General features: G+C 71.7%; 12 protein-coding genes. 11 read left to right on the top strand and 1 reads right to left on the bottom strand.

All coding sequences use genetic code 11. The annotated features are described in order from the left end of the window. Positions 1 to 42: 42 nt before the first annotated feature. Positions 43 to 7,812 (bottom strand): hypothetical protein, encoded by a 7,770-nt coding sequence (locus ACH5AO_RS23620; protein ID WP_398927713.1) that lies wholly within the window; start codon positions 7,810 to 7,812, stop codon positions 43 to 45. A gap of 169 nt (positions 7,813 to 7,981) precedes the next feature. On the opposite strand from ACH5AO_RS23620, the gene ACH5AO_RS23615 reads away from it, so the two are divergent. The 11 genes from ACH5AO_RS23615 (at position 7,982) to eccCa (ending at position 25,472) form a co-directional block, all read left to right on the top strand. Then, positions 7,982 to 8,812 carry a hypothetical protein gene (locus tag ACH5AO_RS23615; protein WP_398927711.1) on the top strand — a complete coding sequence of 277 codons (831 nt, stop codon included), beginning with the start codon at positions 7,982 to 7,984 and terminating at the stop codon, positions 8,810 to 8,812. 418 nt (positions 8,813 to 9,230) lie between these two features. Then, complete coding sequence (gene eccD / locus ACH5AO_RS23610) at positions 9,231 to 10,619, top strand: type VII secretion integral membrane protein EccD (RefSeq protein WP_398927709.1); 1,389 nt, start codon at positions 9,231 to 9,233, stop codon at positions 10,617 to 10,619. A gap of 10 nt (positions 10,620 to 10,629) precedes the next feature. Continuing rightward, a complete protein-coding gene (gene eccB / locus ACH5AO_RS23605; protein ID WP_398927707.1) occupies positions 10,630 to 12,123 on the top strand; it encodes a type VII secretion protein EccB in 1,494 nt (497 codons plus the stop codon). A 63-nt stretch (positions 12,124 to 12,186) separates the two neighbouring features. Beyond that, positions 12,187 to 12,528, top strand: coding sequence for a hypothetical protein (locus ACH5AO_RS23600; RefSeq protein WP_398927705.1), 342 nt, complete (start codon positions 12,187 to 12,189; stop codon positions 12,526 to 12,528). Between the two features lie 45 nt (positions 12,529 to 12,573). Then, on the top strand, positions 12,574 to 12,876 hold the full coding sequence (locus tag ACH5AO_RS23595; RefSeq protein WP_210978030.1) for a WXG100 family type VII secretion target: 303 nt from the start codon (positions 12,574 to 12,576) through the stop codon (positions 12,874 to 12,876). 74 nt (positions 12,877 to 12,950) lie between these two features. Beyond that, positions 12,951 to 13,382, top strand: coding sequence for a type VII secretion system-associated protein (locus ACH5AO_RS23590; RefSeq protein WP_398927702.1), 432 nt, complete (start codon positions 12,951 to 12,953; stop codon positions 13,380 to 13,382). A gap of 78 nt (positions 13,383 to 13,460) precedes the next feature. Next, positions 13,461 to 17,012: an AAWKG family protein gene (locus ACH5AO_RS23585; protein WP_398927700.1), complete on the top strand. Its 3,552-nt coding sequence runs from the start codon at positions 13,461 to 13,463 to the stop codon at positions 17,010 to 17,012. Between the two features lie 53 nt (positions 17,013 to 17,065). Further along, on the top strand, positions 17,066 to 17,503 hold the full coding sequence (locus ACH5AO_RS23580) for a YbaB/EbfC family nucleoid-associated protein (protein WP_398927698.1): 438 nt from the start codon (positions 17,066 to 17,068) through the stop codon (positions 17,501 to 17,503). Then, complete coding sequence (locus ACH5AO_RS23575; protein ID WP_398927696.1) at positions 17,496 to 17,825, top strand: hypothetical protein; 330 nt, start codon at positions 17,496 to 17,498, stop codon at positions 17,823 to 17,825. Before ACH5AO_RS23580 ends, ACH5AO_RS23575 begins: the two co-directional genes overlap by 8 nt. A gap of 216 nt (positions 17,826 to 18,041) precedes the next feature. Next, positions 18,042 to 21,347, top strand: a complete 3,306-nt coding sequence (locus ACH5AO_RS23570; RefSeq protein ID WP_398927694.1) for a right-handed parallel beta-helix repeat-containing protein — start codon at positions 18,042 to 18,044, stop codon at positions 21,345 to 21,347. Positions 21,348 to 21,527: 180 nt separating this feature from the next. After that, on the top strand, positions 21,528 to 25,472 hold the full coding sequence (eccCa, locus tag ACH5AO_RS23565; RefSeq protein WP_398927692.1) for a type VII secretion protein EccCa: 3,945 nt from the start codon (positions 21,528 to 21,530) through the stop codon (positions 25,470 to 25,472). Positions 25,473 to 25,487: the final 15 nt, after the last annotated feature.

The following is a 25,487-nucleotide window of genomic DNA, read 5'->3' as shown; positions in this document are numbered from 1 at the left end:
CCGTTCCCCGAAGTCCCGTACGGGAAGGAGCCGACGGTCCGCTCAGCGGTCCGGGGGCGGGGTGAAGACGACCTCGGGCGGTTCGGGCACGGAGGCGAGGAGCCGGCGGCCCTCGGGGGTGCCGTTGAGGAAGTGCCAGTGGGTGAGGAGGTCGGCGGCCTCCCGGACGCGGGCGTACTCCTCGGCGAGGGCCTCCGCGGCGGCACGCGCGGTGCGCAGCACGGCCGCGAACTCGTCACTCCTGCGGCGCGCGGCCCCGAGTGCGGCGCGGGCCTCCGCGAGGGCCGCGGTCCTCGCCTCCCCGGCCCGCGCGTCCACGGGCCCGTTCCCGTCGTTCGTACGGCGTTCCGCCGTGCCGCTCCGGGAGGATCCCTCCGCGTTCCCCGGCCCCGGTGACCGCTCCCTGGCCGGGCCGGCGACGAGCGTGGCCACGGCGGCCTCGGCGTCGGCCAGTTCCCTCTCCCGCGCGGCGCCCTCTCCGCGGCGAAGCTCCCAGTACTTCTTGTCCGCGGCCGTCCACTCCTTGTCCGCCCTGGTGACCGCGTCCCATGCGGCGGCCGACCGCGCCGGGAACCGGACGTCGTCGATCAGCCCCAGACCGTACGCGACGTCCTCGCGGACCCAGGCGATGACGGACGTGTCCGTCTGCACGGCCCGCGGTCCGTGGGCGGGACCGCCGAAGGTGCCGCGCAGCGCCTGTGCCACCGCGGTGTCCCAGACCTGGTGGGAGACCGCGGCGACGCTGAGCCAGGTGGTGGGGATCGCGAACAGGAACGTACGGGTCTTCTGGGTCTTGACGTTGACCGAACGGAGCCGGTCGTCGGAGGAGACCAGTGCCTCCGAGTCGGTGGTGTGGTCCCCGGGGCCGGAAACGCCCATCTGGCTCGCTCCCATGCTCTGCGAGGAGACGACCGGGCCTCCGCCGAGCGCGGACTCGGTGGTGCCCTCGCGGGTGACGGACGTACCGGCACCGCGCAGGTCCCGCCGGGGGGCCTCGTGCTTCACGCCGTCGGCGACGGCGAGCAGCCGTGCGCCGGCGAAGTCGGGCCTGGAGTACATCCGCAGGTCGGCGTCCGCACCGTGCAGGAATCCGCGGTCGGCCAGTCCCGGCAGCGCGTACCCGTCGGCGGTCAGCGTGCGGTCGTAGAACGCGGTGAGGGCCCCGTTGCCGGAACCGTCCTCCAGACTCTGCGCGGCGCCGGTGCCGGCCCGGGTCAGGGGGGTGTCCAGGGCCTGGGCGGGCAGCGTGCCGTCCGCCTCGGTGGCCGCCGTGAGGGCCGGGTCGTAGGCGGAGGCCAGCGCCATCGCATTGGCGGTGCGGAGCTGCTCGAGTCCTACGATGCGACGGACCTTGAACCCGTCCTCGGGCAGTTCGAACGGCCTGAGTCCGCCGTCCGCGGGATGCCGGACGTCGTGCCAGCCGCCGGCGCCCATCGTGCGCGGGACGTCGACGTGGCGGGGCGTCCCGGGCTCGTGGGGGACGGGCGGTGCCAGCGTGCGCGGACCCGGCTCCGCCTGCGGGTCGGGGCGCATGAGGCTGAGAGGGTAGTGCTCCACCAGGAGGCCCACATCGCCCTCGACACTGATCGTGTGGTGGCGGCGGCCCGTCCACTGCCGCCACCACTCGTCCGTACGGTGCGCGGACCGTTCGGCGTGTCCGCCCGGGGCGGCCGTGACGGTCGTGCCCGCTTCGGCGTCGCCCGGCCGCGGGTCCCCGGTCCCGCCGCTGTCGGTGATCTCCAGTGTCAGGCGGAGCCGGTACCGGGTGACGTACTCGCCGTGTGCCTGGGTCGTCGTGACGCTGGCGATGCGCACGCTGCCCTCCGTACGGCGCCGTGCCGTGTGCCGGCGGCTGGTGCCGACCTCCGACCAGACCGGTCCGGCGGACTTGACCACGGGGTCCGTGGTGTGCAGGCCTTCGGCCAGCACCGTGCCGACGCTGAATCCGGAGGAGTGGCTGCTGCCTTCCTGCACCGTCTCCACGGCGTGCCGCTGTTCGTCCAGTTCGACGCTGTGGTCCATACCGCCGAAGCCCGCCCGGCCGTCCTCGGTGCTCTCCGTGCCGGGAGGCAGGCGAACGGGGACGAGTTCCGCCCGTACTCTCACTTGCCGTTCGCCGATCCACACCCGCAGGCTCTGCGAGCCCCAGCGTCCGATGCGCGCGGGCACGGAGGCGCCGGGACCGACCAGCTCCCTGCCCAGGGCACGGAGCGCCCGGTCGGACACCAGACGGTGGACGCTGTCGCGGTCCCGTTCAGTGAGGCCGAGCGGTCGCAGCCTCCGGTCGAAGTCGCGCAGAACGGCAGCCGAGTCCAGCGAGTTGACGGGAAAACCGCCGAACGGGTGCTCGGACAGCCACGGCAGGGGCGACCACGTCCGCCGGGTGTAGCGCGGTACGTCGCCCCAGCGGTCGGTGAGCAGGCCCAGCCGGTAGGCGCTTTTCTCCGGTATGTGGCCCACCCATCCGCCGGGTACCAGGACGCGGCGGCCCGCCGCCGAGGCGAACGACCGGGGGGTGTGCCGCCATCCGCCCGCCCGCCGGCCGACGGTGGTGGACGCGGCGGCGACCTCGTGCAGCACGTCACCGGTCACCAGCACCTGGCGGTTCGAGTCGCTGCGGGTGACCTCCGCCGCGGCGGTCCGTGAGACGACGAGGAATTGCGACGCGTTACGCGTGTACGGACTGAGGACCAGTCCGTATCTGCCCGTCGGTCCGTGCCCGTTGCCGTGGGAGTTCAGGAAGACCAACTGGCCGCCCAGGAAGACGGTGCTGGTGCGGCCGGCGCGTCCGGCGGCCTGCATCATGCCGCTCAGCGTGTTCTCGGTGTCCACCGCGACCGGAGCGGTCACGGCGGTGAGGCTGTGCGGAAGGATCCTGGTGCGGTGGGCGATGACGGAGGAACGGTTCAGGTAGGCGGCCTTGGCCCACAGACCGGACGCCCGCCAGCCCGTCGGTGACGAGGTCTGGTCGAAGTTGGCGGTCAGATAGGGGCTCTGGAAGACGTTCGTCGCCGCGTCGTGCGCGGGAGCCCCGTACTGCGTCATCAGCCAGGAACCCGCGGACGCCTCCCGCACCACCTGTGCCACCGCTTCGGTGAGACCGCTGTGGGGGACGACTGCGAGCGTGAGGACGGGGTGGTTGTGGTGGGCGGGCCGGTGCCGGCGCGCGGCCTGGTCCAGCAGGGCGGGGGTGGCCAGCGCGAGGTCGCGGGCGACCCGTTCGGGGACGGGCAGCGGCACGCCGTGGACCGGATGCGGCTCGCGGCTCACCGTCCGGGCGGGCGTGTGCTCCTGCGGGATGCTGATCAGCACACGGCCGACCGGCGTGGCGTCCCTGCCGGCGGGGGCCGGTGTCCCGTCCGGGGCGCGGCCGGTGGCCGGGTCGTGGACGGGGGGGAAGAGGGCGGTCTCCCGTTCCCGGAAGACGAACGGCTGGGTGCCCAGCAGGTTCAGCAGGAGCGGCCCCCGCAGCAGGCTGCGGAAGCGCCAGAAGCCGCCCCGTCGCGCCGTCAGCGTGAGTTCGTAGCTGTAGAGGTGCGCGCCCGAGCCGCTGATGGCCAGCGCCTCGTGCTGCACGCCCGGACCGTACTCGCTCTCCGATTCGCTCCGCACGCCGTAGTGGCCGCCGACCGAGGCCGTGCCCGCCCGCAGGGGCCCGCCTATGCCGTCGGTGCCGGTGTCACGCAGGGACAGCAGCCCCTCGACACCCCCGTACAGGCCCCGGCTCGCGCTCTGTCGTCCGCTCAGCGTCTCGCTTCCGGGCGCGCTGAAGCGCAGCCGCAGACCCTCCTGCCGGCCTTCGAAGCGCCGGCCGGTCAGCCGGGCGTCGATCCAGACGTACCTCATGGCACGGGTGGCGGAACGGGAGTCCACCAGCGGGATCCGCAGCCCGGTCGTCATCATGGCGGGGAGGTGTCCCGCCAGGCCGTGGTGGGTGAGGGTGTTGAGCACTTCCAGGGTGTTGGCCAACGCCATCTGGAAGTGGTCCGGGTCGCGCCAGCGCGGGTCGTCCGGGTTCAGCTCGTGGAGCGGGGCCACCATGCCGGGGTAGGCCCGCCCGATCTCCTCCAGAACGCGGTCGGCGAGGTGCTCGGGGAAGGTGCGTTCCCGTCCGTCGACGGTGCGGGTGAACGAACCGTCCGCGAAGGTGAACGCCTCCGGCCGGGCCATGCCCAAGGTGGCCGGGTCGTCCGCGGCGAGGTAGGGCGGGACGGCGGGTTCCGGCCCGAGCGGCGGATCACGGTCGAGTCCGGCCAGCCGACGGATCTCGCTTTGGGGCATCCGCTCCACGGCCCAGGTCTGGAACGTCTCCTTCCGTGGTGCGGCGCTCCACCGCTGCGGTGGGTTCTTGCGCAGCTTGCCGGGCCGGTTCTCCTCGGCCCCGGGGCTCGGCAGCGGGGCCTTGGTGTCCGGTGGAGCGGTGATGGTGATCGTCTTCTGTACGAGGTAGAGACCGGTGGTGACGCCCTTGGCCTGGCCGGCGAATTTGATCGCGCCGGTTCCGCCGGTCGCGGCGGTACGGCCGCGGGCACTGCCGTACCGGGCGTTGATCCCGGCGAGCAGCCGCAGGTCGAACTTCCCCTGTTCCAGGCCGAAGAGCTGGTACGACGGTCCGGCCGCCGCGCCGATCTCCACGGCCCGCGACGATCCCACCACGCGCTCGTTGCGGAGGGTCGACTGGGTGATGTCCCGCAGTTCGGCGGCGGCGGTGCCGCTGATGAGCACCGCGTCGCCGGAGCGCACCTCCACGGTGAAGACCCCGAGCGGTGCGCGGCCCGCCTCGTCCCGGAACAGGGGCGGGGTGGTGACCTGACCGGTGTTCAGCGTCCGGCTCATCCGGTGGAAGCCGTCGGTGGAGAAGAAGTCGGCGAGCACCCGGCCGGCGGACGACTCCGGTGAGACCTTCGCCTGTTCCAGCGCCCAGTCCCTGATGTGCGCCACCGGGCCCCATGCCTCGGTGTTCTGGAGCCGGTAGGCGGGCCTGCCCCCCAGATCCACGCGCTCGGGCAGGTCACCGCCCGCGGGCCGGTCCTCGGTGAGGCTCTTGGCGAGACGGACCCGCAGGCCGTCGCGCACCGCGAAGCCGAACGCGGTGACCGGGGGTTCCGCGGCGTCCGTCCGCGAACGAAGCTGCCGGAACGAGCCGGTGTTTCGGGGACGGCCGGTGACCGCCACCTCGTACCAGACGTCGTCCAGATGGACGTGCGAGCCGTCGGTGGCGCGGGTCTCGGTCTGGTTGACCGTGTGGTTCTGCAGGCTGTACTGGGCGCGCTTCCCCCAGGACGTGCGGAAGAACACCTTGCCCCATCCGTTGGCCATCTGTTTGGCGGGGCCGAGCGGTACCGAGGGCACCAAGGACGCCGAGGTGCTGTTGACGGCCGTCCTGCCCGTGGTGACGGTGCTGCGCTGCATGGTGTCCGTCTTCACGGGATCGGCGTATCCGGCGCCGTACCTGCTCCAGTGTCCGTAGGGCCGTGCGACCACCGTCAGGACGGCGGTGCGGCCGTCGGCGGTCCGGTAGACGACGCGCTCGCCGTCCCCGAAGAACCTGTGCGGGGCGCGCTCCAGCGACCGTCGCAGTTCGTGCAGGAGATCCGGTTCGTCCGCGCCGTCCGACGCGCGCCGGTGCGGCGGCTGCGGACGGTGCTCCCCCTCCAGCCTGCCGATGATCTCCCGGGCTACCTGGTCGGCGCCGCGCAGCACCTGGTCGCTCTGGCCCATGGTGAAGGAACGCTGTACGACGTCGCCGGGCAGCCCCGGAAGGAGGCCGGCGACCCCGCTCATGTAGACGGGCAGCCGGGATCCGTCGGCGAAGCGGATCGTGTCCGTGCCGGGCCGGGGCGCGGGTGTCGCGGTCGGGTCGATGCGGGGCGGCCGGTGCAGGGCGAGGTGCTGTTCCGCGGAGACCCGATGGTCCACCGGCAGGACGGGGCGTGCGCCGGTGGACTCGGCGTCGTCCTCCGGAATGGTGTGCAGGACGGTGGCACCGGGACGTGTGGGCGGTACATGACCGGGTCCTTGGGGACGGGCGGCCGCGGTGAGGCCGTCGTGGAGTGCGGGAGGAGCACTGGTGGTGGTGAGGGGCGGCTGGGCTGGAGACGACGGTGCGGGAGACGACGGCGGTGCGGCAGGGGACGGCGGCACCGCGGACGACGACGGTGTGGCGGACGACGACGGCACGGCAGGGGACAGCGCTGCAGGAGGAGACGGCAGTGCAGGAGGAGACGGCGGCACCGCGGACGACGACGGTGCGGCAGGAGACGACGGCGCGGCAGGCGGTTGCGGCTCAGCGGAGGACAACGGTGTGGCAGGGGACGGCGGCGCAGGGGAGGAGGCGGAGTCGGTGTCGGCGGTTTCCGGGCCGTGCGCGCCGGGCGACCGGTCACGTTGCGGGGCGGCTCCGGCGGAAGGGAGCGAGGTGGCGGGCGGGGCCGGCGGCGCCGTCCTCTCGCCCTGCACCGGCAAGGAAGCCGGGTACGGGGTGGACAGCGGGTTCGGGTCCGGCATCGGACCCGCCGCGTGGAGCGGATACGCGGCGGGGTCACGAGGCTCCTGCGAGAACGGTTCCGGGACGGGCCGCCCGGAGGACCGGGCGAACCGGTCCGACGTGGAAGGCTCCGGACCGGTCCCCTCCCGCACGGAGACGGCCGCCGTGCCGGACGTGCCGTCGTCGGCCGGGCGAGGGACGACGACGGGCACCGGTTCCGGTTCCCCCTCCCGCCGTCCCGACGCACCGCCGTCGGGTGCGTCGGTGCGCGAGGGACGGGGAGACGCGGAGTCGGCCGGTGCCGCGTGGGCCGGGACGACGGCGGCCTCCTTGTTTCCGTCCGCGCGTGCCGGTCCGTCCGCCGACCCGTGCGGTTCCGGGCCAGTCGGTCCGGACACCGTCCGCACGGATACGTCGGGTGGCCCGGACGTCAACCGGTCGGATCCGCCGGTTCCGGTCCAGGCGGAGAGGGCCTCGAGCACCCGGTGACGCAGCGGTGACCGGTGCAGCGAGTCGTCGGAGAGCACGCGCCGCAGGCCGCTCTCCATGGCGTCCGAGGTGTACGCCATGCGGACGTGGACCGGCTCGGCCGGCGCGGACCAGGGGGCCGCGACCCGGAGCGGGGCGGAGACGGTGACGGGGGCAGGGGTGGACTCACGCGGTCCCGCCTCGCCGAGCATGATGCGTGAGACGCGCTCCGCGGCCGACACGTACGGCGTGGTCCCCGGGGCCTGTTCGCGGACGGCCGCGGACGCGGTGTCGCTCTTCGGCGTGAGCGTCTCGGTGGTGGGCTGGAGTGCGGGGAGGGTCTTGAACGGGTCGTGGGTCTCCTTCAGATGACCGACCGCGCCGTGTGCCCCCATCTCCCCGCCGGTCTCCAGCGCACCCCCCACCGCACCGTTGGCCACACCCATCCCCGACACACTGAACCCCATCCCCAACGCCGCGTTGCCGGCCCCCTCCGCCAACGCCGACGCACCCGCACCACCACCCGCACCCACCCCCACCACCAGAGCACCCTTGGACCACCACCCCGGCGCCGTGAAACCCACCACCCGATGCGACAACAACTCCCGCACCCGACCCGACAACGGCCGCGGGGTGTCCCCCAGCAACCGGTACAGGCCATCGCCCAGACCACGACGCCCGTAATCGGCCGTGAACTTCCGCGCCCACGCCCGCCCCAGCTCCCGCGCCGCCCTCGCCCCACCCACCTGGCCGGCCAGATGCCGCTCGAACCGCGCCCCCGTCTCCTCGACGAACTCCCCCACCAGCCGCCCCCGCACCCCCGGCGCCAGCCACGACTTCTCCAGCACATCCGCCATCCGCCACACCGACCCGGCAAACCCCCGCCCGAAGGACCCGGACACCCCCTCCCCCACACCCCCCACCACAGCACGCCCACCGGCCGACCCCACCGCCCCCACCACACCCCGCCCACCAGCCGCAGCCACCGCGGACGACGACACAACAGACGACGAAGCAGAGGAAGTAGTGGACGATGTCACCGCGCGGCCGGACACCGGCGGCCCGTCGCTCACCGCCTCATCCAGCTCCCGCACCAGAAACCGGCCCCCCGGCCCCCCGCCCGCACCCCGCATCCACCGGCGCACCCCACCCACCAGCGAACCCCCCACCGCCGGCAGCACCCACCCCACCGCACCCCCCACCGCACCCGAAACCGCAGCCTGCCGCAGATACTCCTTCTCCCGCCGCGTACGGAACCCCTTCGCCCCCGCCTCCATCAACGAGAACTTCTCGATCGCCACCCCCAACACCGTCTCCGCCGCCACCAACGCACCCGCACGCGACGCCACCCACACCCACAACCGCGCCAAAATGTTCTGCATCAACAACCGGTACAACGCCTGCAACCGCAACAACTGCAACAACGCACCCAACGGATTCAGCCACGCCAGCGCCATCACCGCCGCGATCTCCACCACCAGACGCAACGCATGCCACTTGATCGACGCATTCGTCTTCTCCACCTGCACCGCATACTCACGCGCGAACGACGCCAACTCCCCCGCCCCCGCCACCAGAGCACGCACATACTCCAAACCCTCACCCCCCGAGAACGCCCGCATCACCCCACGGAACCGCTCCCCCCACTCCCCCTCCACCGCACCCGACACACCCCGCCCCGCCAACCCCGCGAACCGCTCGAACTCCTCCAACACCCCCACCAGCACCTCATGCGGCACCACCACCTCATCCACCACCCGCCGCCCCTTCGCCTGCGCGGGCCGCACCCCCAACACCACCTCGAGAAACGTCGCCAACTTCGGATCCACCACCATCACCTCCCTTCGACACGGATGAAAGGGCGGAGACCCGCCGGGGAAAACGAAAAGTATGGGGTCGCCATAAAGTCATGCATCGTGTGCCGCATGCCGTGTGTCGGTCATCAGTTTCGGATGCCACCGTTACCGATGTGCAAATTCCGCGGAAACGGAAAGGACGGGGTGCGACGTGACATGCCGTCACCGGAGCGGCACACACGGTAACTTGGGGGTTTCGTCGCCGCCCGGGTTCATCGGGGACGTCCGCGGGGAGGGCCGCCGAACGGGCGTGTTGGCCGGCCCACCATTCGACTGGCATGATGTGCCGTTACAGATAACACGGTTGAAGAGTGGCCCACGTTGTGTATCGTTCGCGTGGAGCAGACACTGCGCACTCGTCGTCAACCGCACGGCACAGTCGGTCCGTAATCCGACGTCAGTGATCTTGGAGCAGGCACATGACCCAGGCCCCCGTGGGTGAGCTTTGCCGACTGACCGTCAAAGCTCCGGAGAAGGTCGTGGACCTCGCGGTGCCCGCGGACGTGGCGCTGGCGGATCTGCTTCCCGTCATCGTGTCCCATGCCGGGGAGGACCTCGAAGAGACCGGCATCGAACACGACGGCTGGGTACTGCAGCGCATGGGCGGCGAGCCCCTCGACCTCGAGTTCACCCCCGCGTCGCTGAACCTGCTGGAGGGTGAGACCCTCCTGCTCAGACCCGCCGGTGAGGCGCTGCCCCCGGTGCGTTTCGACAACATCGTCGATGCCCTCTCCGAGGTGGTCGGCGGGCTGCCGTACGCCTGGAGCCCCGCCTTCGGCCGCTGGGTGCTGAGACTCTCCTGTGCCGCCGCGCTGGCCGTCTCCCTCGTCCTGCTGGCGCTGCCGGGTGACGCCTCGTCCCGTGCGGCCCTGCTGGCGGGGGCCGCCCTGCTGTCGCTCGCCCTGGGCAGCGCGGCCGTCAGGTTCCTGGAGGACCGGGCCGGCGGGGTGCTGCTCGGGGTGCTGAGCACCCTCGCCCTCGCGCTCTTCGGCGCCGTCCTGACCGCCGGACCCGCCTATGACGCGGCCGGCCTCGGGTACCCGCTCCTCGCCGCCGGCGTGGCCGGCGCGGTGGGCGCCCTGATCGCCTACGCGGCCGTCTCCTCGCACCCCGTGGTCTTCGCGGCCACCGGTGTGGTGCACCTGTCGGTCGCCTGCACCGCCGCCTTCGTGCTGCTGCTCGACACCACCCCGTTCCGGGCGTCGGCCGCCGTGTGCGTTCTCCTCGTCGGCTTCGGGGCGTACGTTCCCGCCCTCTCCTTCTCCCTCGCCGGGCTGCGCCTGCCCCCGCTCCCCACCAACGCCCGGCAGTTGGACGAGGGCACCGAGCCGCACACCAGCGAGGCGGTGGCCGAGCGCGGCCGGGCGACCGAGCAGTGGATCACGGGTTTCCTGATCGCCACCGGGGTCGTCTGCGCCTTGTGCCTGGCCGCACTGACGGCCGACGGAGGCACCCCGGCCACCGTGACGTCGCTGCTGCTGATCCTGCTGCTGGTGCTGCACTCCAGGAACCTGGGAGCGGCGTGGCAGCGGCTGGCCCTGGTGACGCCCGCCGTGGTGGGCGTGCTGCTGCTGATCACGGTCCACGCGGTGCGGGCGGGCCGGGACACCGTGCTCACCGGGGCGCTCGGTCTGCTGGCGCTGGCCGTGTGCTTCTGCGTCATGGCGTGGTCGCTGCCGGGACGGCGGGTGATTCCGCACTGGGGGCGGGCGGGCGACCTGCTCCAGTCGGCCACGGCGATCGCCCTGCTGCCGTCGGCCTGCTGGGTGCTCGGCGTCTACGGCCGCCTCCGGGCGATGAACGGCTGAGGGCGGACGGATGCACTCGCGACGAGATCAGGTACAGGCCCACCAGTTCGTCGTCTCCCGGCTGACGTCCGGTCTGCTGCGCGCGGACCCCGACGAATTGGAGACGCCCGTCGCGCGGACCCATCGCGGCATGCTGATCGGGGTGGTCGTGACCCTGCTGTTCGGGATCGGCTTCCTGGTGTACGGGCTCGTCTCCCCCGGAGGGGCGACGGCCTGGAAGAAGCCCGGCACGGTCGTGATGGAGAAGGAGACGGGAACCCGCTACTTCTACGACGGGACGCTGCGGGCCGTACGCAACTACAGTTCGGCCCGGCTGCTCGCCGGTTCCGGCGAGAAGATACAGAAGGTGTCGGCCGCCTCCCTGCGCGGCACGGCGCACGGTTCCGCCGTGGGGATCGAGGGCGCGCCCGACGCGCTGCCGGCCCCCGGTGACCTGTCGGACGGGCCCTGGGAGGTCTGCGCCGCCACGGGTGTCACCGTCTCCGGGGAACGCGAGGCCGTCACGACCCTGGTCATCGATCCCCCGGAGGAGCGCCTGCCGCTCGCCCCGGACCGGGGCGTCCTGGTGCGTCACGACTCCACGGCCTGGCTCGTGCTCGGCGGCAACCGTTTCCGCGTCGTCGGCGGGCAGGCCGCGCTCGACGCGCTCGGCTACGCGAACACCGAGCCGATGAACGTGTCGGCCGCCTTCCTCGACGCCCTCCCGGCGGGTCCGGACCTGGTCGCGCCCGAGATCGGGGGCCTCGGGGAGCCGGGACCCGAACTCGACGGCCGGCCGTCCAGGGTCGGCATGGTCTTCGAGGTCCGCACGCCCGGGGCCGGCCGGCAGTACTACGTGCTGGGCCGGCGAGGCCTGGTGCCCGTCACCGCGATGCAGGCCGCCCTGGCGCTCGGCGACCGCGGCACCCGGGAGAAGGCGTACGGTGAGGACTCCGCGGTGGTGCTGCCCCTGCCCGTCGGCGCGGCCGAGGCGGAGCGCGCGCCCTCGGACGCCGCGTCCGCCGCCCTGCGGGAGGCGGGGAAGGCCCTGCCGGCCTCCCCTCCTGGTGTGGAGACCGTGGGCACCGGCCAGGGCCTGTGCGTCCGGCTGACACCCGACGGCGAACGCGGCACACGGGTGGCGCTGACGCTCGGCCCGGCCTCCCCCGACGCCGGCCCGGCGGCCACACCGTCCGGCACACCGTCGGGCACGCTCGAACCCTGCAGCCCGGTGGACGCCGTACAGGTGGCAGCCTCCCACGGCAGTCTCGTGCGGGTGCTGGGCGCCTCCGGCCGCAATCTCGGCAGCACGGTCTACCTGGTCACCGACACCGGGATCAAGTACCGGCTCGGTGACGCGGACTCGGCGCTGGCGCTCGGATACGAGGTCGGCGCACACGCGCAGGCCGTCCCGGCCGCTCTGCTCCGCATGCTGCCCACCGGTCCCGACCTGTCGCGTGCCGCGGCCGCGGCGAGCAGCAGCCGTGCGACGGGGACACCGGACTGCACCAAGCCGTCCGGCTGATCCCGCCGGACCCGGCGGGGCCCGACCGGACCCCGCCCAGCCAACAGCGAAAGGTGAGTGAACGTGAGCACACCGCCCCCCACTTTCCAGCAGTCGTCCACCGCTACGTACAACACCGCCATCCAGAGCCTCGAGGCCGCCCAGCACAAGCTGGTCGCCATCGCCCAGGAGGTGCAGGGCGAGAAGGCCACGCTGGCCACGTCCTACCAGGGCGAGGACGGCCAGATGTACCAGCGTGTGCTGGACCAGTGGCTCCGTGGCGAGGAGTACATCCACGGCAAGTGCCAGGAGCTGATCGACGCGCTCACCACCACGATGTCGTCGTCGGGCAAGGCCCAGAGCGGCAACACCGAAGTGGTCAACGCCCAGGCCAACCACCCCGTCTACGCCACCCTGATGGGCTGACGTCCCCACCGTCCCTGACGGGCCGACAAGAAAGGAAGGCCTTCCATGCCGGAGGGTATCTACATCGAGCACTCGCAGGCGCGGGCGTTCACCGAGAACGTCACCGTCTACATCAACAGGATGGAGGCCGTGCTCACCGAGCTCGAGGGGCAGCTCAACGCCATCGCGGGCCAGTGGTTCGGTGCCGACAAGCAGGTCTACGACACGGTCCAGAGGCAGTGGGACGCCAAGGTCGCCGAGCTGCGTGTCGCGCTCGGCAGCCACGGCCAGGCCCTCGGAGAGGTGTCGAACACGTACGTCACCACCAACAACCAGAACGCCGAGATGATCGGCAGCATCAAGGTCTGAGCGCATCCGGGCCGGCTCCTCCCTTTCCGGGGCCGGCCCGGACGTCCGGCACGATCACCGAAGGGGGAGAGGACATGCCCACCAACCTCACGTCGCTGGATCCGACGGCCATGCAGTCCTTCATCGACAACGAGATCGGTGAGTACAAGACGGCCCTGCGCAATCTGCGCACCTCGAACGGCGACCGCAAGTCACTGTTCGACGTCGCGCACGCCACGGTGCCGCTCGCCATCGGCAACATGGCGGGGGACGACGAGACCGGCGGAAAGAAGATCGTCACCAACATGGTGAACGCCGCGAAGGCGGTCGACGGTGTGCTGAACGCACACGTGACGATGGTCGACGACCTGGAGAGGTCTCTGCGCGAGACCATCGCGAAGATGCGGAAGGCGCAGCAGCACAATCTCGACGAGGTGACGGCCGAGGCGTTCCTCCTCGAACTGGGGGGAACAGAAACCGCGTTGAACGGCGGGAAGACGCCCACACCGCCGGCCACCACCCCGTAACAGCAGCGAGGCGACAGGCGGGCCGCCGCGTCACCTCGACACGACTCAGAGCATGACCGGAGCGGAGGGAGCGCGGCGGTGCCCGCAGACAACTGGGAACACATCATCAATCTGATGACCGGCTGGACACTGCCGGAGCGGACGGAGGTCGTCGACCAGAAGGGCAGCGGCGGCATCCAGTGGCTGGACGTCAAGATCTCGAATGCCGCGATCCGGACCGTGGAGGGCACCGGTAACATCATCGGCCCTCAGAGTTCGGTCTTCCATTTCTATGAGGCCACCGGGAACAAGGGAATCCCCGTGATAGGCAAGCGCGCGGACGTCACCTACACGGGGATCGAGCTCGGAAAGGAGTTCTGGGTACGGGGATCGGCCGCCCTGGACCTTCTCCTCTCCTCCTATTCCACCGAGGGCGCCCACGGGGCCGGCGCTCCCGCCCCCGGTCAGGGCGTCGATCTGCGGACCTTCACGGCAGCGGCCAAGTCCTTCGACGCGGCCGGGGACTTCTTCGCCCAGCGAACCGAGATCATCAAACAGTGGGCCGAGAACATGGGCGGTGAGAACGCGGCCTGGAAGGGGACCGCCGCCGACGTGTTCCGCATGCTGCTGCAACGCATGCACGACAAGTACGAGGACTACACGTCACAGTTGCGGCCACCGGGCTTCGCCTCCTCGTCGACCTCGCCGAGCACCTCGTACGCCTCCACCACCTTGCACGGCGACTCCCTGATCGCGACCGAGCAGGCCCTCTACCAGGCGTACCAGAAACTGTTCGACGCGCACTTCAAGTTCTACTGGCGCACGGGTGCGCAGATCAACTACCAGAAGGCGGACGGCAGCGCGGCGACCGGTAATTATCCGGCCGACCCGCGCGACATCCTGATCGAGATGATGACGGACATCGGCAACTTCATCGTCGCTCACAACTTCTCGCAGGTGAGCGGAGGTCCGATGGGCCGTCCGATCGTGACCAGCGCCTTCACGGACCTGACCAAATGGGGCCGTCTGAGCGATATGAGCACGTGGTCCGCCGTGGGGAACGAGGCCACCCGGCGCTGGACGTACAACGTCGCCTACAACCTCGACCCGCCCGCCCGCCAGGCCGTCGCCGAGACGGCGCAGATATTGAGCCGGCAGCTCGATCCGGAGTGGAACACGCGCTTCGCCTTCGAGGGCAAGGAAACCGGAAGCATCACCGAGGAGATCCGCGCGGAACAGGCGAAGAAGCAGGCCGAGGAGGCTGCCGAGAGCCAGGAGAAGTACGCCAAGCAGCTCGAGAACATCGGGAACAACTTCACCGACGGAATCAACAGCGCCGGGAAGAACCTCACCGACGGTCTCAACAACGCCGGAGAGAATCTCGGCGAGAATCTCGGCGGATTCGGTGAGAACTTCGGTGAAGGCCTCAACAACTTCACCGACAATTTCGGAAACAACCTCGACGGCCTGCTGGGGAACCAGGGAGGCGCGAACGGGCAGATACCGGTCACGGAGAACCTGGATCTCCCCGAGGGACAGACGACGACGACCGGCCTGGACGGGGGCAACACCACCGGTACTCCAGCACTCCCCTCTTTCGGCACGGCCAACGGCTCCGGCAACAACCAGGCCCTGGAACTCCCGGAGGGAGCGACCGCCCTCGATCCGCAGAGCCTGCTCAGCTCCGAGCCGACGGGCTCCCCGTCCGCCACCGGCCAGTCGCTCGACCTTCCGGAGGGGCGGTCGTCCCTCCTTCCCGACTCGCCGGCCGCCAATGGCGCGCTCGGCCTGGCCGGTCTGGGCACGGGCCTGGGCACCGGCGGGGGGACTACTCGGGACGGCTCACGGACCTTCCCGAACGGGCTGGTCCAGACGACCACTCCGGACGGCGGCTCCTCGTTCACCCTGCCGGAGGGCGGCACCGTGACCGTGGGGGACGACGGCTCGGTCACCACCACACTGCCGGACGGCTCGGTCACCACCACCTTGCCGGACGGATCGGTCACCACGACACTCCCCGACGGCCAGACCCAGGTGTCCCAACTCGACCCGGGCCAGACCCTCACCAACCCGGACGGCAGCACCACACAGGTGGGCCAGGACGGCTCCATCACCACCACCCTGCCCGACGGCAGCAGCTTCACCACGGGGCCCGACGGCTCCTCGACGGTGCAGATGCCGGACGGAACGTCCACCCAGACCTTCCCCAACGGCCTCGTGCAGACGACCACTCCGGACGGCGGCACCGCGCTCACCCTGCCCGAGGGCGGTTCGGTGGTGGTCGGGGACGACGGCTCCGTCTCGACCACCTTCCCCGACGGATCGGTCACCACCACGTTGCCGGACGGTTCGGTCACCACCACGCTCCCCGACGGCCAGACCCAGGTGTCCCAGCTGGATCCGGGCCAGACCCTCACCAACCCGGACGGCAGCACCACGCAGGTCGGCCAGGACGGCTCCATCACCACCACCCTGCCCGACGGCAGCAGCTACACCACGGGGCCCGACGGCTCCTCGACGGTGCAGATGCCGGACGGAACGTCCACCCAGACCTTCCCCAACGGCCTCGTCCAGACGACCACCCCCGACGGCGGCACCTCACTCACCCTGCCGGAAGGCGGCACCGTGACCGTGGGGGACGACGGCACCGTCTCCACCACCTTCCCCGACGGCTCGGTCACCACCACCTCCCCCGACGGCTCGGTCACCACCACACTCCCCGACGGCCAGACCCAGGTGTCCCAACTCGACCCGGGCCAGACCCTCACCAACCCCGACGGCAGCACCACACAGATCGGCCAGGACGGCTCCATCACCACCACCCTGCCCGACGGCAGCAGCTACACCGTGGGACCCGACGGAACCGTCAGCACATCGGGCACCGGAGGGAAACAGGACGGCCCCGCGACGATGCTGCCCCCCGGCGCCCTGACGTCCGACGGCCCCGGCCTTTCCCTCCCCTCCGGCGGCACCACCACACTGCCGGGCGCGGAGTCGGTCCGGACCTACCCGGACGGCACGACGGCCGTCACCGGCCCGGACGGCTTCACGACCACCACCTTCCCCGACGGCAGCAGCACGGTGAGCGGGCCGAACGGCGAGTTCCAGGCACTGCCCAGCAGGACCGGCGCGGAGGCCCTGCCCCTGCCGGACGGCGCCGGGACCACGCCCGCGCAGAACGCCGCCACCGCGCAGAACGCCTCCGCCGCGCAGGCGGGCGGCCCCGAGGCGGCCGCGGCCTCCGCGGCGTCCGGCCTCGGCGCCGCGGCCTCCGGGGTCTCCGCCGGCGGGGCGGATCCGGGGCTGATGAACATGATGGGGCCCATGATGATGATGATGGGCATGTCCCGCGCCGGGCAGCAGCAGCAGAACGGCAGCCAGGAACGCATCCGTGACGTCTACGAGGACAGCGAGGCCGACGGCGCGTTCGTGACGCCGTATCCCGACCCCCGGGGCACCCGGCCCGCGGAGGAGGACCTCTACGAGGAAGAGGAAGAGGACTCCCCCGAGCTGCTCAGCCGCCCCGCACCCGAGAACCAGGCGGGGTACCCCGGCCGTCCGCGTCCGGCCACCCAGAACTCCTGGCAGGGCGACGAGCAGAACGCCTTCGGGACGAGGGAGGAAGGCCTGCCCGCCTCGCTGGGACGGTGAGGCGGCCGCACGCCTCCGGCCACCCGACGACGAACACATCGAGGAGTACGACAGTGGAAGAATGGCAGCGCATGTTGGCGGAGGCCGACACCGAACTGGCCGCACAGTGGCAGAAGATCCAGGAAGCCCACACCGAGCTCACCACCATGTCCGCCACGCTGCGGTCCGCCGACCGCAGCGTCGAGGCCACCGTGGACGCCCAGGGCGACCTGACGGGTGTCCGCTTCCTCGGCGACAAGCACCGGACACTGACCGCGGGCCAGTTGGCGGCCAGCGTCCTGGAGGCGGTGACGGGTGCCCGCGCCCAGGTGGTGGCCCGTGTGGAGGAACGCCTGGCCTCGGTCACCGGGCAGGGCAGGCTGCCGACGTGGGAGCAGATCCAGTCCTTCGACTTCAGCGCGTTCGCCGAGCCGCTGCAGGCCGAGAACATCGTCCCGGAGGAGCTCCGGGACCGGACCGACCCGGCACGGAGGAAGGAGCGTCATGCCTGAGCGCCTCAAGGTCGACCACCACCATCTCGCGGCGGGCGAGGAAGGGCTCCTCACCCTCCTCGAAGGTCTCATCAAGGGAATGCGCGGTTACGTGGAGGACACCCGGTTCAATCCGGCGGACCCGCCGTGGGCCACGGACTCGTACGGCAAGAGGTTCGAGGCCTCCTATCTGAAGACGCAGAAGTCGCTGGCCGAGGCCATATCGAGCATGCAGGGCGCACTGGCGAACGTCGTGGAGATCACCGAGGCCTCGCGGAAGAACTACCTCACCGCTCAGGAGGACGCCGTGACCACCGTGGGAAACCAGACGCGCAGGTCGTAGCAGGCCCGTGTGACACACCCATGGTGCGGACAGTGCGAGCATCGACACATACATGGTGCGGTCGAGGTATCAGCGTCCTACACAATGTGATTCGATGGGAAACCTGTTCCGGTACGACAGGACACCGCGCCCGCCGCGCCGGAACGGGACAGTCGTCGGCCGCCGGGCGGTGGGGCGGGCCGTACGACGGCATCACCACGGGAGAAGGAGCGGGGCGTGGCACGCCACCTACTGACTGTCGGCAAGGACGGGTCCGGCGACTGCGGCTCGATCCAGGAGGCTCTTTCCCGGGCGCGCCCCGGCGCGGTGATCCGGGTGGGGCCGGGCACGTACGACGAGAGCCTCACCATCCGCTCGCGGGTCACCATCGTGGGGGAAGGGCCCCGGGGCTCGGTGCGCGTCTCACCGGACTCCGGTACGGCGATCACCCTCGCGGCCGACGCGGTGATGCTGGTCGACCTGACCCTGCTCGGCGGCATGGGCGACGTACCCGTCGTGGACGCCGTGCTGGGGCAGGCCGCCCTCGACAACTGCGTGGTCGAGGGCGGCGGCTGGACGGCGCTGCTCAGCAGGGAGAAGGGGTCGCTGGCGCTGCGGGGCTGCGAGATCAGCAACCAGGCGGGTGCCGGCGTCGTGGCCACCGGACCCACCGTCAGCGTCCTGGAGAACTGCACGGTCGAACGCGTGGGCACCTCGGCGGTCGTCATCAGCGAGGAGGGCCGGCTGATGGCCCGCGGCTGCCGGCTGGAGAACGCCCGGGGCAACGGCGTGCTGGCCAACGCGTCCGGCCAGGGCCAGCTCGAGGACTGCGTCGTCGTCGGCGTCGACAAGCCCGGCATCGCGATCGAGCAGGCCGCCTCGCTCACCGTCACACGCACCCGTGTCGAGCAGGTGCCGCTCGGTGTCTACCTGGCCAGTTCCGGCCGTATGAAGCTCGTCGAGGTCACCGTGCGGGACTCCACCGGACACGGATTCCTCGTCTCCGACCGCGCCGATCCGACCCTGGAACGGTGTGCCACCGAGAACACGGCGTCCAGTGGGCTGATGGTCACGGAGCGCTCCAGGGGAACGTACAGCGAGTGCCGTTTCCGGGGCGCCGGCACGGCGGGCATCACCGTCGAGGGCCGGGCGACGTCGGCCGTCCGCGACACCGAGGTCACGGAAAGCCGCGGCATCGGAGTGCTGGTGTCGGGTGACAGCACGGCGGAGTTCGACGGACTGGTCGTCCGTGACTGCGCCGGTCCGGGACTGGCCGTCCGCGAGGGCGCCGACCCCGTCGTGCGCGGGATGCGGCTGACCGGGGGCCGCGGCCCCGGGGTGCTCGTCACCGACCGGGGACGGGGACGCCTGGACGACTGCGACATCACGGACACCGCCGGTTCCGCGGTACGCAACGAGTCGGAGGGGCTCGAACTCAGCCGCTGCCGGGTACGGTCCGCCGGCCGGGGCGGTCTCGTCGTCGGGCGCGGGGGCCGGCTGGTGGCCGGTGACTGCGAGATCGAGGCGGTCACCGGTTCGGGCATCCATGTCGAGGACGGCGGTCACGCCGCCGTCACCCGCTCCCGCGTCAGCGGATGCAGCGGACACGGCGTCCTGATCTCCTCCGGCGGTACGGCGGTGATCAGTGACCTCACGGCCAGCGACAACAACGGTGACGGTCTGCGCAGTGACACGGCCGGCCCGGTCAAGGTGACCGACAGCGTCCTGCGGTCCAACAACGGCGCCGGACTGCGGCACACCGCTCCCGGCGGCGGGATGACCGCGGAGGGCGTCACCAGCTCCGACAACCGCGCCCCCGACAGCGTTCCGGACCCGGACGGGACCGCCGCGGAGCCGGCACCGGCCGGGCGGGCGGTGCCGGCGGCGGGGGCCTTCGCGGAACTGGAGGCGCTGGTCGGCCTGGCCGGCGTCAAGCACCAGGTGGGCACCCTGGTGAGCCTGGGCCGGCTGAGCCGGCGCCGGGCCGAACTGGGCATCCCCACGCCGCCGACGAGCCGTCACCTCGTCTTCGCGGGACCGCCCGGCACGGGCAAGACCACCGTCGCCCGGCTGTACGGGGGCATCCTCGCCGAACTCGGCATGCTGCCCTCCGGCCACCTCGTCGAGGTCTCCCGGTCCGATCTCGTCGCCCAGGTCATCGGCGGCACCGCCATCAAGACCACGGAGGCCTTCGAGAAGGCCCTCGGCGGGGTGCTGTTCATCGACGAGGCCTACACCCTGCTGTCCGACAGCAAGGGCGGCGGCGCCGACTTCGGCCAGGAGGCCATCGACACCCTGGTCAAGCTGATCGAGGACCACCGGGACGAGGCCGTGGTCATCGTCGCCGGCTACAGCCAGGAGATGGGGGACTTCCTCTCCGCCAACCCGGGCCTCGCCTCCCGCTTCACCCGCACCATCGAGTTCGAGAACTACTCGGTGGACGAACTGGTGACCATCACCGAGAACATGTGCGTCAGCCACCGCTACCACCTCGCCCCGTCGACCAGGGACGCCCTCGCCGGCCACTTCTCCCGGATGGAACGGAACGCGACCTTCGGCAACGGCCGGGAGGCGCGCCGGGTGTTCGAGGAGATGGTCGACCGGCAGTCGAACCGCCTCGCGCTGCTCCCGGAGGCCGGTGAGGAGGACCTGACCCTGATGCTGCCGGAGGACGTGAGCGACGAGGCGGCGGCACAGCCCCGGGACGGGGAGGAGGACGGCGAGTCGGCGGTGCTCGCCCGGCTCCGCGGCATGGTCGGGCTCGCCGCCGTCAAGCGGGAGGTGGGCGGACTGGTCGACCTGCTGGCCGCGACGCGCAGGCGGGCCGCCGTGGGGCTTCCCACGCCCCGGGTCAGCCATCACCTGGTCTTCTCGGGCCCGCCCGGAACGGGCAAGACCACCGTGGCACGGCTCTACGCGGACCTGCTGCGTTCCTTCGGTGTGGTCCGTCAGGGCCAGCTCGTGGAGGTGGCCCGCGCCGATCTCGTCGGCCGGTACATCGGGCACACCGCGAAGCTGACGACGGAGGCGTTCGACCGGGCCCGGGGCGGGGTGCTGTTCATCGACGAGGCCTACACCCTGACACCGGACCACGCCCCCCAGGACTTCGGCCGCGAGGCCGTGGACACCTTGCTCAAACTGATGGAGGACCACCGTGACGACGTGGTGGTCATCGCCGCCGGCTACCCCGACGAGATGGACCGCTTCCTCGCCTCGAACCCCGGACTGGCGTCGCGCTTCACCCGGCGTGTCGAGTTCGAGAACTACTCCACCGACGAACTGCTGGAGATCATCGACGAGCAGACCTCCTCGGCGGGGTACGTGTGCGGCGAGGAGACGAGGACCGCGCTGCGCGCCCATCTCGACGAGCTGCCGCGCACCCGGTCGTTCGGCAACGCCCGTCTGGCCAGGCAGCTGGTGGAGACGATGGTGACGCGGCAGGCCGGCCGGCTGGGCCGGATGCGGTCACCGGATCTCGAGGCGCTGACCCTTCTGCTCCCCGAGGACCTGCCGGGACACCCGGCGCAAGCCGTCTCCCTGTGACACGGCGCCCGTAGGGGCACGGCCGGCGCGTGATCGCGCCGGCCGGCCCCGGACACACGGTGGGGCGCGCGCACACCACACAGTGGGCTTCCGTACGGAGCCCCGGACGGGATCCCTCCCGTCTCCGACACGAAGGAAACCGTCTTGGGTGTCACCCACTTTCGACGACCGGCACGGAGAATGGGTCCGCAGGCACCCGAGGGCGAGATCAGCCTGCAGGAACCGCCGGTGATGTCGGAGATGACCCCCTCGGGCGCCTCCGGCATCCTGATGTACCTGCCGATGGGCCTGATGGCCCTGGCCATGCTGCTGCTGTACATGCGGCCGGGCCAGACCGCGTCGGTGATGACCTACCTCGTGATGGGTGTCATGGTCGTCGCCATCCTGGCGATGCTGATCGGCCAGATGCTCCGCAGCAGTGAGGAGCGCAAGCAGAAGCTCAAGGGAGCGCGGCGCGACTACCTGCGTTACCTCGGCGGTGTACGGCGCAGGGTGCGCGCGGCCGTCGTCGAGCAGCAGCGCGCGCTGGCGTGGCGGCACCCTTCGCCGCGCGCCCTGTGGTCCTTCTCGCGCACCACCCGCCTGTGGGAACGCCGCCCCTCCGACCCCGACTTCGGCGAGGTGCGCGTCGCCGTCGGGGAACAGCGCCTGTCGCTCAGGCTCACGGCCTCCTCCAGCCGCCCGGTCGAGGACTTCGACCCGTTCACCGCGCACGCGCTGCGTGCCTTCGTCAACGCCTACTCCACCGTCCCGGACCAGCCCATCGGCATCTTCCTCCCGGCCTGGACGCGCGTTCTGGTCCGCGGGGACCGCGAGCACCTCACCTGTGTGGCCAGGGCCATGATCGGCCAGCTCGTCGTGATGCACTCGCCGCAGGACGTGACGCTCGCCCTGTGCGTGGCCGCCGAACGGCGGCCCGAATGGGACTGGACCAAGTGGCTGCCGCACACCCACCACCGCCACGAGTCGGACGCCGCGGGTCCCACGCGGCTCGTGGCGTCCGCCATGACCGAGCTGGAGGAGCTGCTGGGGGAGGAGTTCACCGGACGTCCCCGCTTCGAGGCGGGTGCCCGGGCCGGGGCCGACGAACCGCTCGTCGTCATCGTCGTCGACGGCGGGCAGGTGCCCGCGGGGCACGTACTGGCCCAGCGCGGACTGCGCAACACGGTCGTCGTGGACCTCTCCGGCGAGCTGCCCTGGCGCCCCGGCAAGACCACCCTGCGCCTGGAGGTCACGGAGGACGGCGGGCTGAACCTGATCCGTACCGACCGCACGCGCAAGGAGTCGGCCACCCCCCTGGGGCGGGCCGACGGGCTCGGGCCCGCCGCGGCCCGCGCCCTCGCCTCGGTGCTCGCACCCAAGCGGACCGGCACGGCCCTGGACGTCGTCGATCCGCTGTCGACGGACATCCAGCTCACGGCGCTGCTCAACATCCCCGACCTCTCCCGCCACGAACCCGCCGCGTACTGGGCCGCGCGCGTGGACGCCGGCCGGCGCCTGCGGGTTCCCATCGCCGTCGGCACCGACGGCCGCCCGGTGGAGCTCGACATCAAGGAAGCGGCCGAGAACGGCATGGGGCCGCACGGCATGCTGATCGGCGCCACCGGTTCCGGCAAGAGCGAACTGCTGCGGACCCTGGTCCTGGCGCTGGCCCTCACCCACTCCTCGGAGACGCTGAACTTCGTCCTCGTCGACTTCAAGGGCGGCGCGACCTTCCTCGGCCTGGACGAGCTGCCGCACACCTCGGCGGTCATCACCAACCTCGCCGACGAGTCGGCGCTGGTCGCCCGCATGCAGGACGCCCTGCACGGGGAGCTGATCCGCCGGCAGGAGCTGCTGCGCGCCGCCGGCAACTACGTCTCCGCCCTCGACTACGAGAAGGCGCGGGCGGCCGGGGAGGACCTCGCGCCGCTGCCCAGCCTGTTCGTGGTGGTCGACGAGTTCAGCGAACTGCTCGCCGCGCACCGCGACTTCATGGACCTGTTCGTGATGATCGGCCGGCTGGGCCGGTCGCTGGGGGTGCACCTGCTGCTGGCCTCACAGCGCCTGGACGAGGGCCGCATGCACCAGCTGGAGAGCCATCTGTCGTACCGCATCGGCCTGCGCACCTTCTCCGCGATGGAGAGCCGCGGTGTGCTCGGCGTGCCGGACGCCTACGAGCTGCCCTCCCAGCCGGGCGCCGGCTATCTCAAGAGCGGCACCGAGCCCATGCGCCGGTTCCGCGGTGCCTACGTCTCGGGTGTCTACCAGGGCCGGAGCCGGGCGGTTCAGGCGCGCGTGGCGAGCCAGGTGGTGGCGTGGTCCACCGACTGGGCCAAGGCCGAGGAGGTCTCCGTGCCGCCGCCCCCGGCCGCGCGGGCGCCGGAGGAGGGCGACGGCACGACCCTGCTGGCACTGGCGATCGAGCGGCTGCGGGACTCCGGTCCGCCGGCCCACCAGGTCTGGCTCCCGCCGCTGACCACACCGCCCACCCTGGACGTCCTCCTGCCGCCGCTGACGCCGCATCCCGTCCTGGGACTGACCACGGCCGAGTGGTCGGGGCGCGGCGCCCTGCGGCCGATCGTCGGTGTGGTGGACCAGCCCTTCGAGCAGAAGCGCGACCTGTTCACCGCCGACCTCTCCGGAGCGGGCGGGCACGTCGCCGTCGCCGGCGGTCCGCAGAGCGGCAAGTCCACGCTGGTCCGCACCCTTCTCGTCAGCCTCGCCCTCACGCACACGCCGCGGGAGGTGCAGTTCTACTGCCTCGACTTCGGCGGCGGCGGCCTGGCACAGCTGGAGTCGCTGCCGCACGTCGGATCGGTGGCGGGCCGTCTGGACACCGAACGGGTCAGCCGCACCCTGGCGGAGATGACCTCGCTGCTGACCCGCCGGGAGCGGTTCTTCCTGGAGAACGGCATCGACGGCATGGCGTCCTTCCGGCGCCGTCGCGCGGCGGGCGAGTTCCCCGGGGAGGAGCACGGGGACGTCTTCCTCGTCGTCGACGGATGGGCCACCGTACGGCAGGACTACCAGGACGACATCGCGACGTTCAACGAGCTGGCCACCCGCGGGCTCAGCTACGGCGTGCACCTGGTGACGACGGCGGCCCGCTGGGCCGAACTGTCCGCCCCCGTCCGCGACCAGGCCGCGACCAGGTTCGAACTGCGGCTCGGTGACGCCATCGACTCCGCCGTCGACATGCGGCTGGCCAAGTCGGTGCCCCGTATCCCCGGGCGCGGCCTGACGTTCGACTCCAAGCTGCACTTCCTGTCCGCGCTGCCCCGTATCGACGGCGCGGCCGTCACGGAGGATCTGGCGGAGGGCGTCGCCGACGTGGTGGGCGCCGTGGTGGACGGCTGGCAGGGCCCGTCCGCCCCGCCGGTGCGGATGCTGCCGCTGCGGCTGCCCGCGGCCGATCTGCCGCCGGCCGTCGAGGGGCGCCCCCTGTCCATGCCGCTCGGCGTGGAGGAGACCGAACTCGCCACGGCCTGGCACGACTTCACCGACACTCCCCATCTGGTGTCCTTCGGCGACACCGAGTCGGGCAAGACCAACCTGCTGCGGGTGCTGGCCCGGCAGATCTGCGAGCGCTTCACGCCGCAGGAGGCGCGCATCCTCGTCGTCGACTACCGCCGTGAGCTGGTCGAGGCGGTTCCGGAGGAGTACCGGCTCGGTCACGCCGTGAGCGCCGAGCAGCTGCAGGAGCTCGTCGCCGCGGTCGCCCAGGCGATCAGGACGCGGATGCCCGGGTCCGACGTGTCACCCGCCCGGATGCGCAGGGCCGACTGGTGGAAGGGCCCGAGGCTCTTCATCCTCGTCGACGACTACGAGATGGTGGCCAACCCGGTACGCCCGCCCTTCGATCCGCTGATGGAGTTCCTGACCCTCGGATACGAGGTCGGTCTGCACCTGGTGGTGGCCCGCTCCGCGGGCGGCGCCCTGCGCGGGGTCAACGACTCCCTCGTCAGGCGGCTGCTCGAGATGAACACGCCGGGTCTGCTGATGTCCTGCCCGCCGTCGGAGGGTTACATCTTCGGCACGGTGAAGCCCCGGCTGCTGCCGCCGGGCCGGGGCCTGTACATCACCCGGCGCAGCACGGTGCTCTACCAGACCGCCCTCGCTCAGGGCGACGAGGCGACCCCGTGATCCGGGGCGGGCCCT

This window comes from Streptomyces sp. NPDC018964 (genome assembly GCF_044390325.1).
In the GTDB taxonomy this organism is placed as follows: Bacteria; Actinomycetota; Actinomycetes; order Streptomycetales; family Streptomycetaceae; genus Streptomyces.
The sequence above is the reverse complement of the archived record's forward strand: the minus strand, read 5'-3'. Positions and strand labels throughout refer to the sequence as shown.

What these genes read in the sequence shown, in the direction of transcription:
- ACH5AO_RS23620 (WP_398927713.1), bottom strand. Translation starts at nt 7,812, where the DNA reads ATGGCGGATGTGCTGGAGAAGTCGTGGCTGGCGCCGGGGGTGCGGGGG.
- eccD (WP_398927709.1), top strand. Translation starts at nt 9,231, where the DNA reads ATGACCCAGGCCCCCGTGGGTGAGCTTTGCCGACTGACCGTCAAAGCT.
- eccB (WP_398927707.1), top strand. Translation starts at nt 10,630, where the DNA reads ATGCACTCGCGACGAGATCAGGTACAGGCCCACCAGTTCGTCGTCTCC.
- ACH5AO_RS23595 (WP_210978030.1), top strand. Translation starts at nt 12,574, where the DNA reads ATGCCGGAGGGTATCTACATCGAGCACTCGCAGGCGCGGGCGTTCACC.
- ACH5AO_RS23590 (WP_398927702.1), top strand. Translation starts at nt 12,951, where the DNA reads ATGCCCACCAACCTCACGTCGCTGGATCCGACGGCCATGCAGTCCTTC.
- ACH5AO_RS23575 (WP_398927696.1), top strand. Translation starts at nt 17,496, where the DNA reads ATGCCTGAGCGCCTCAAGGTCGACCACCACCATCTCGCGGCGGGCGAG.
- eccCa (WP_398927692.1), top strand. Translation starts at nt 21,528, where the DNA reads ATGGGTCCGCAGGCACCCGAGGGCGAGATCAGCCTGCAGGAACCGCCG.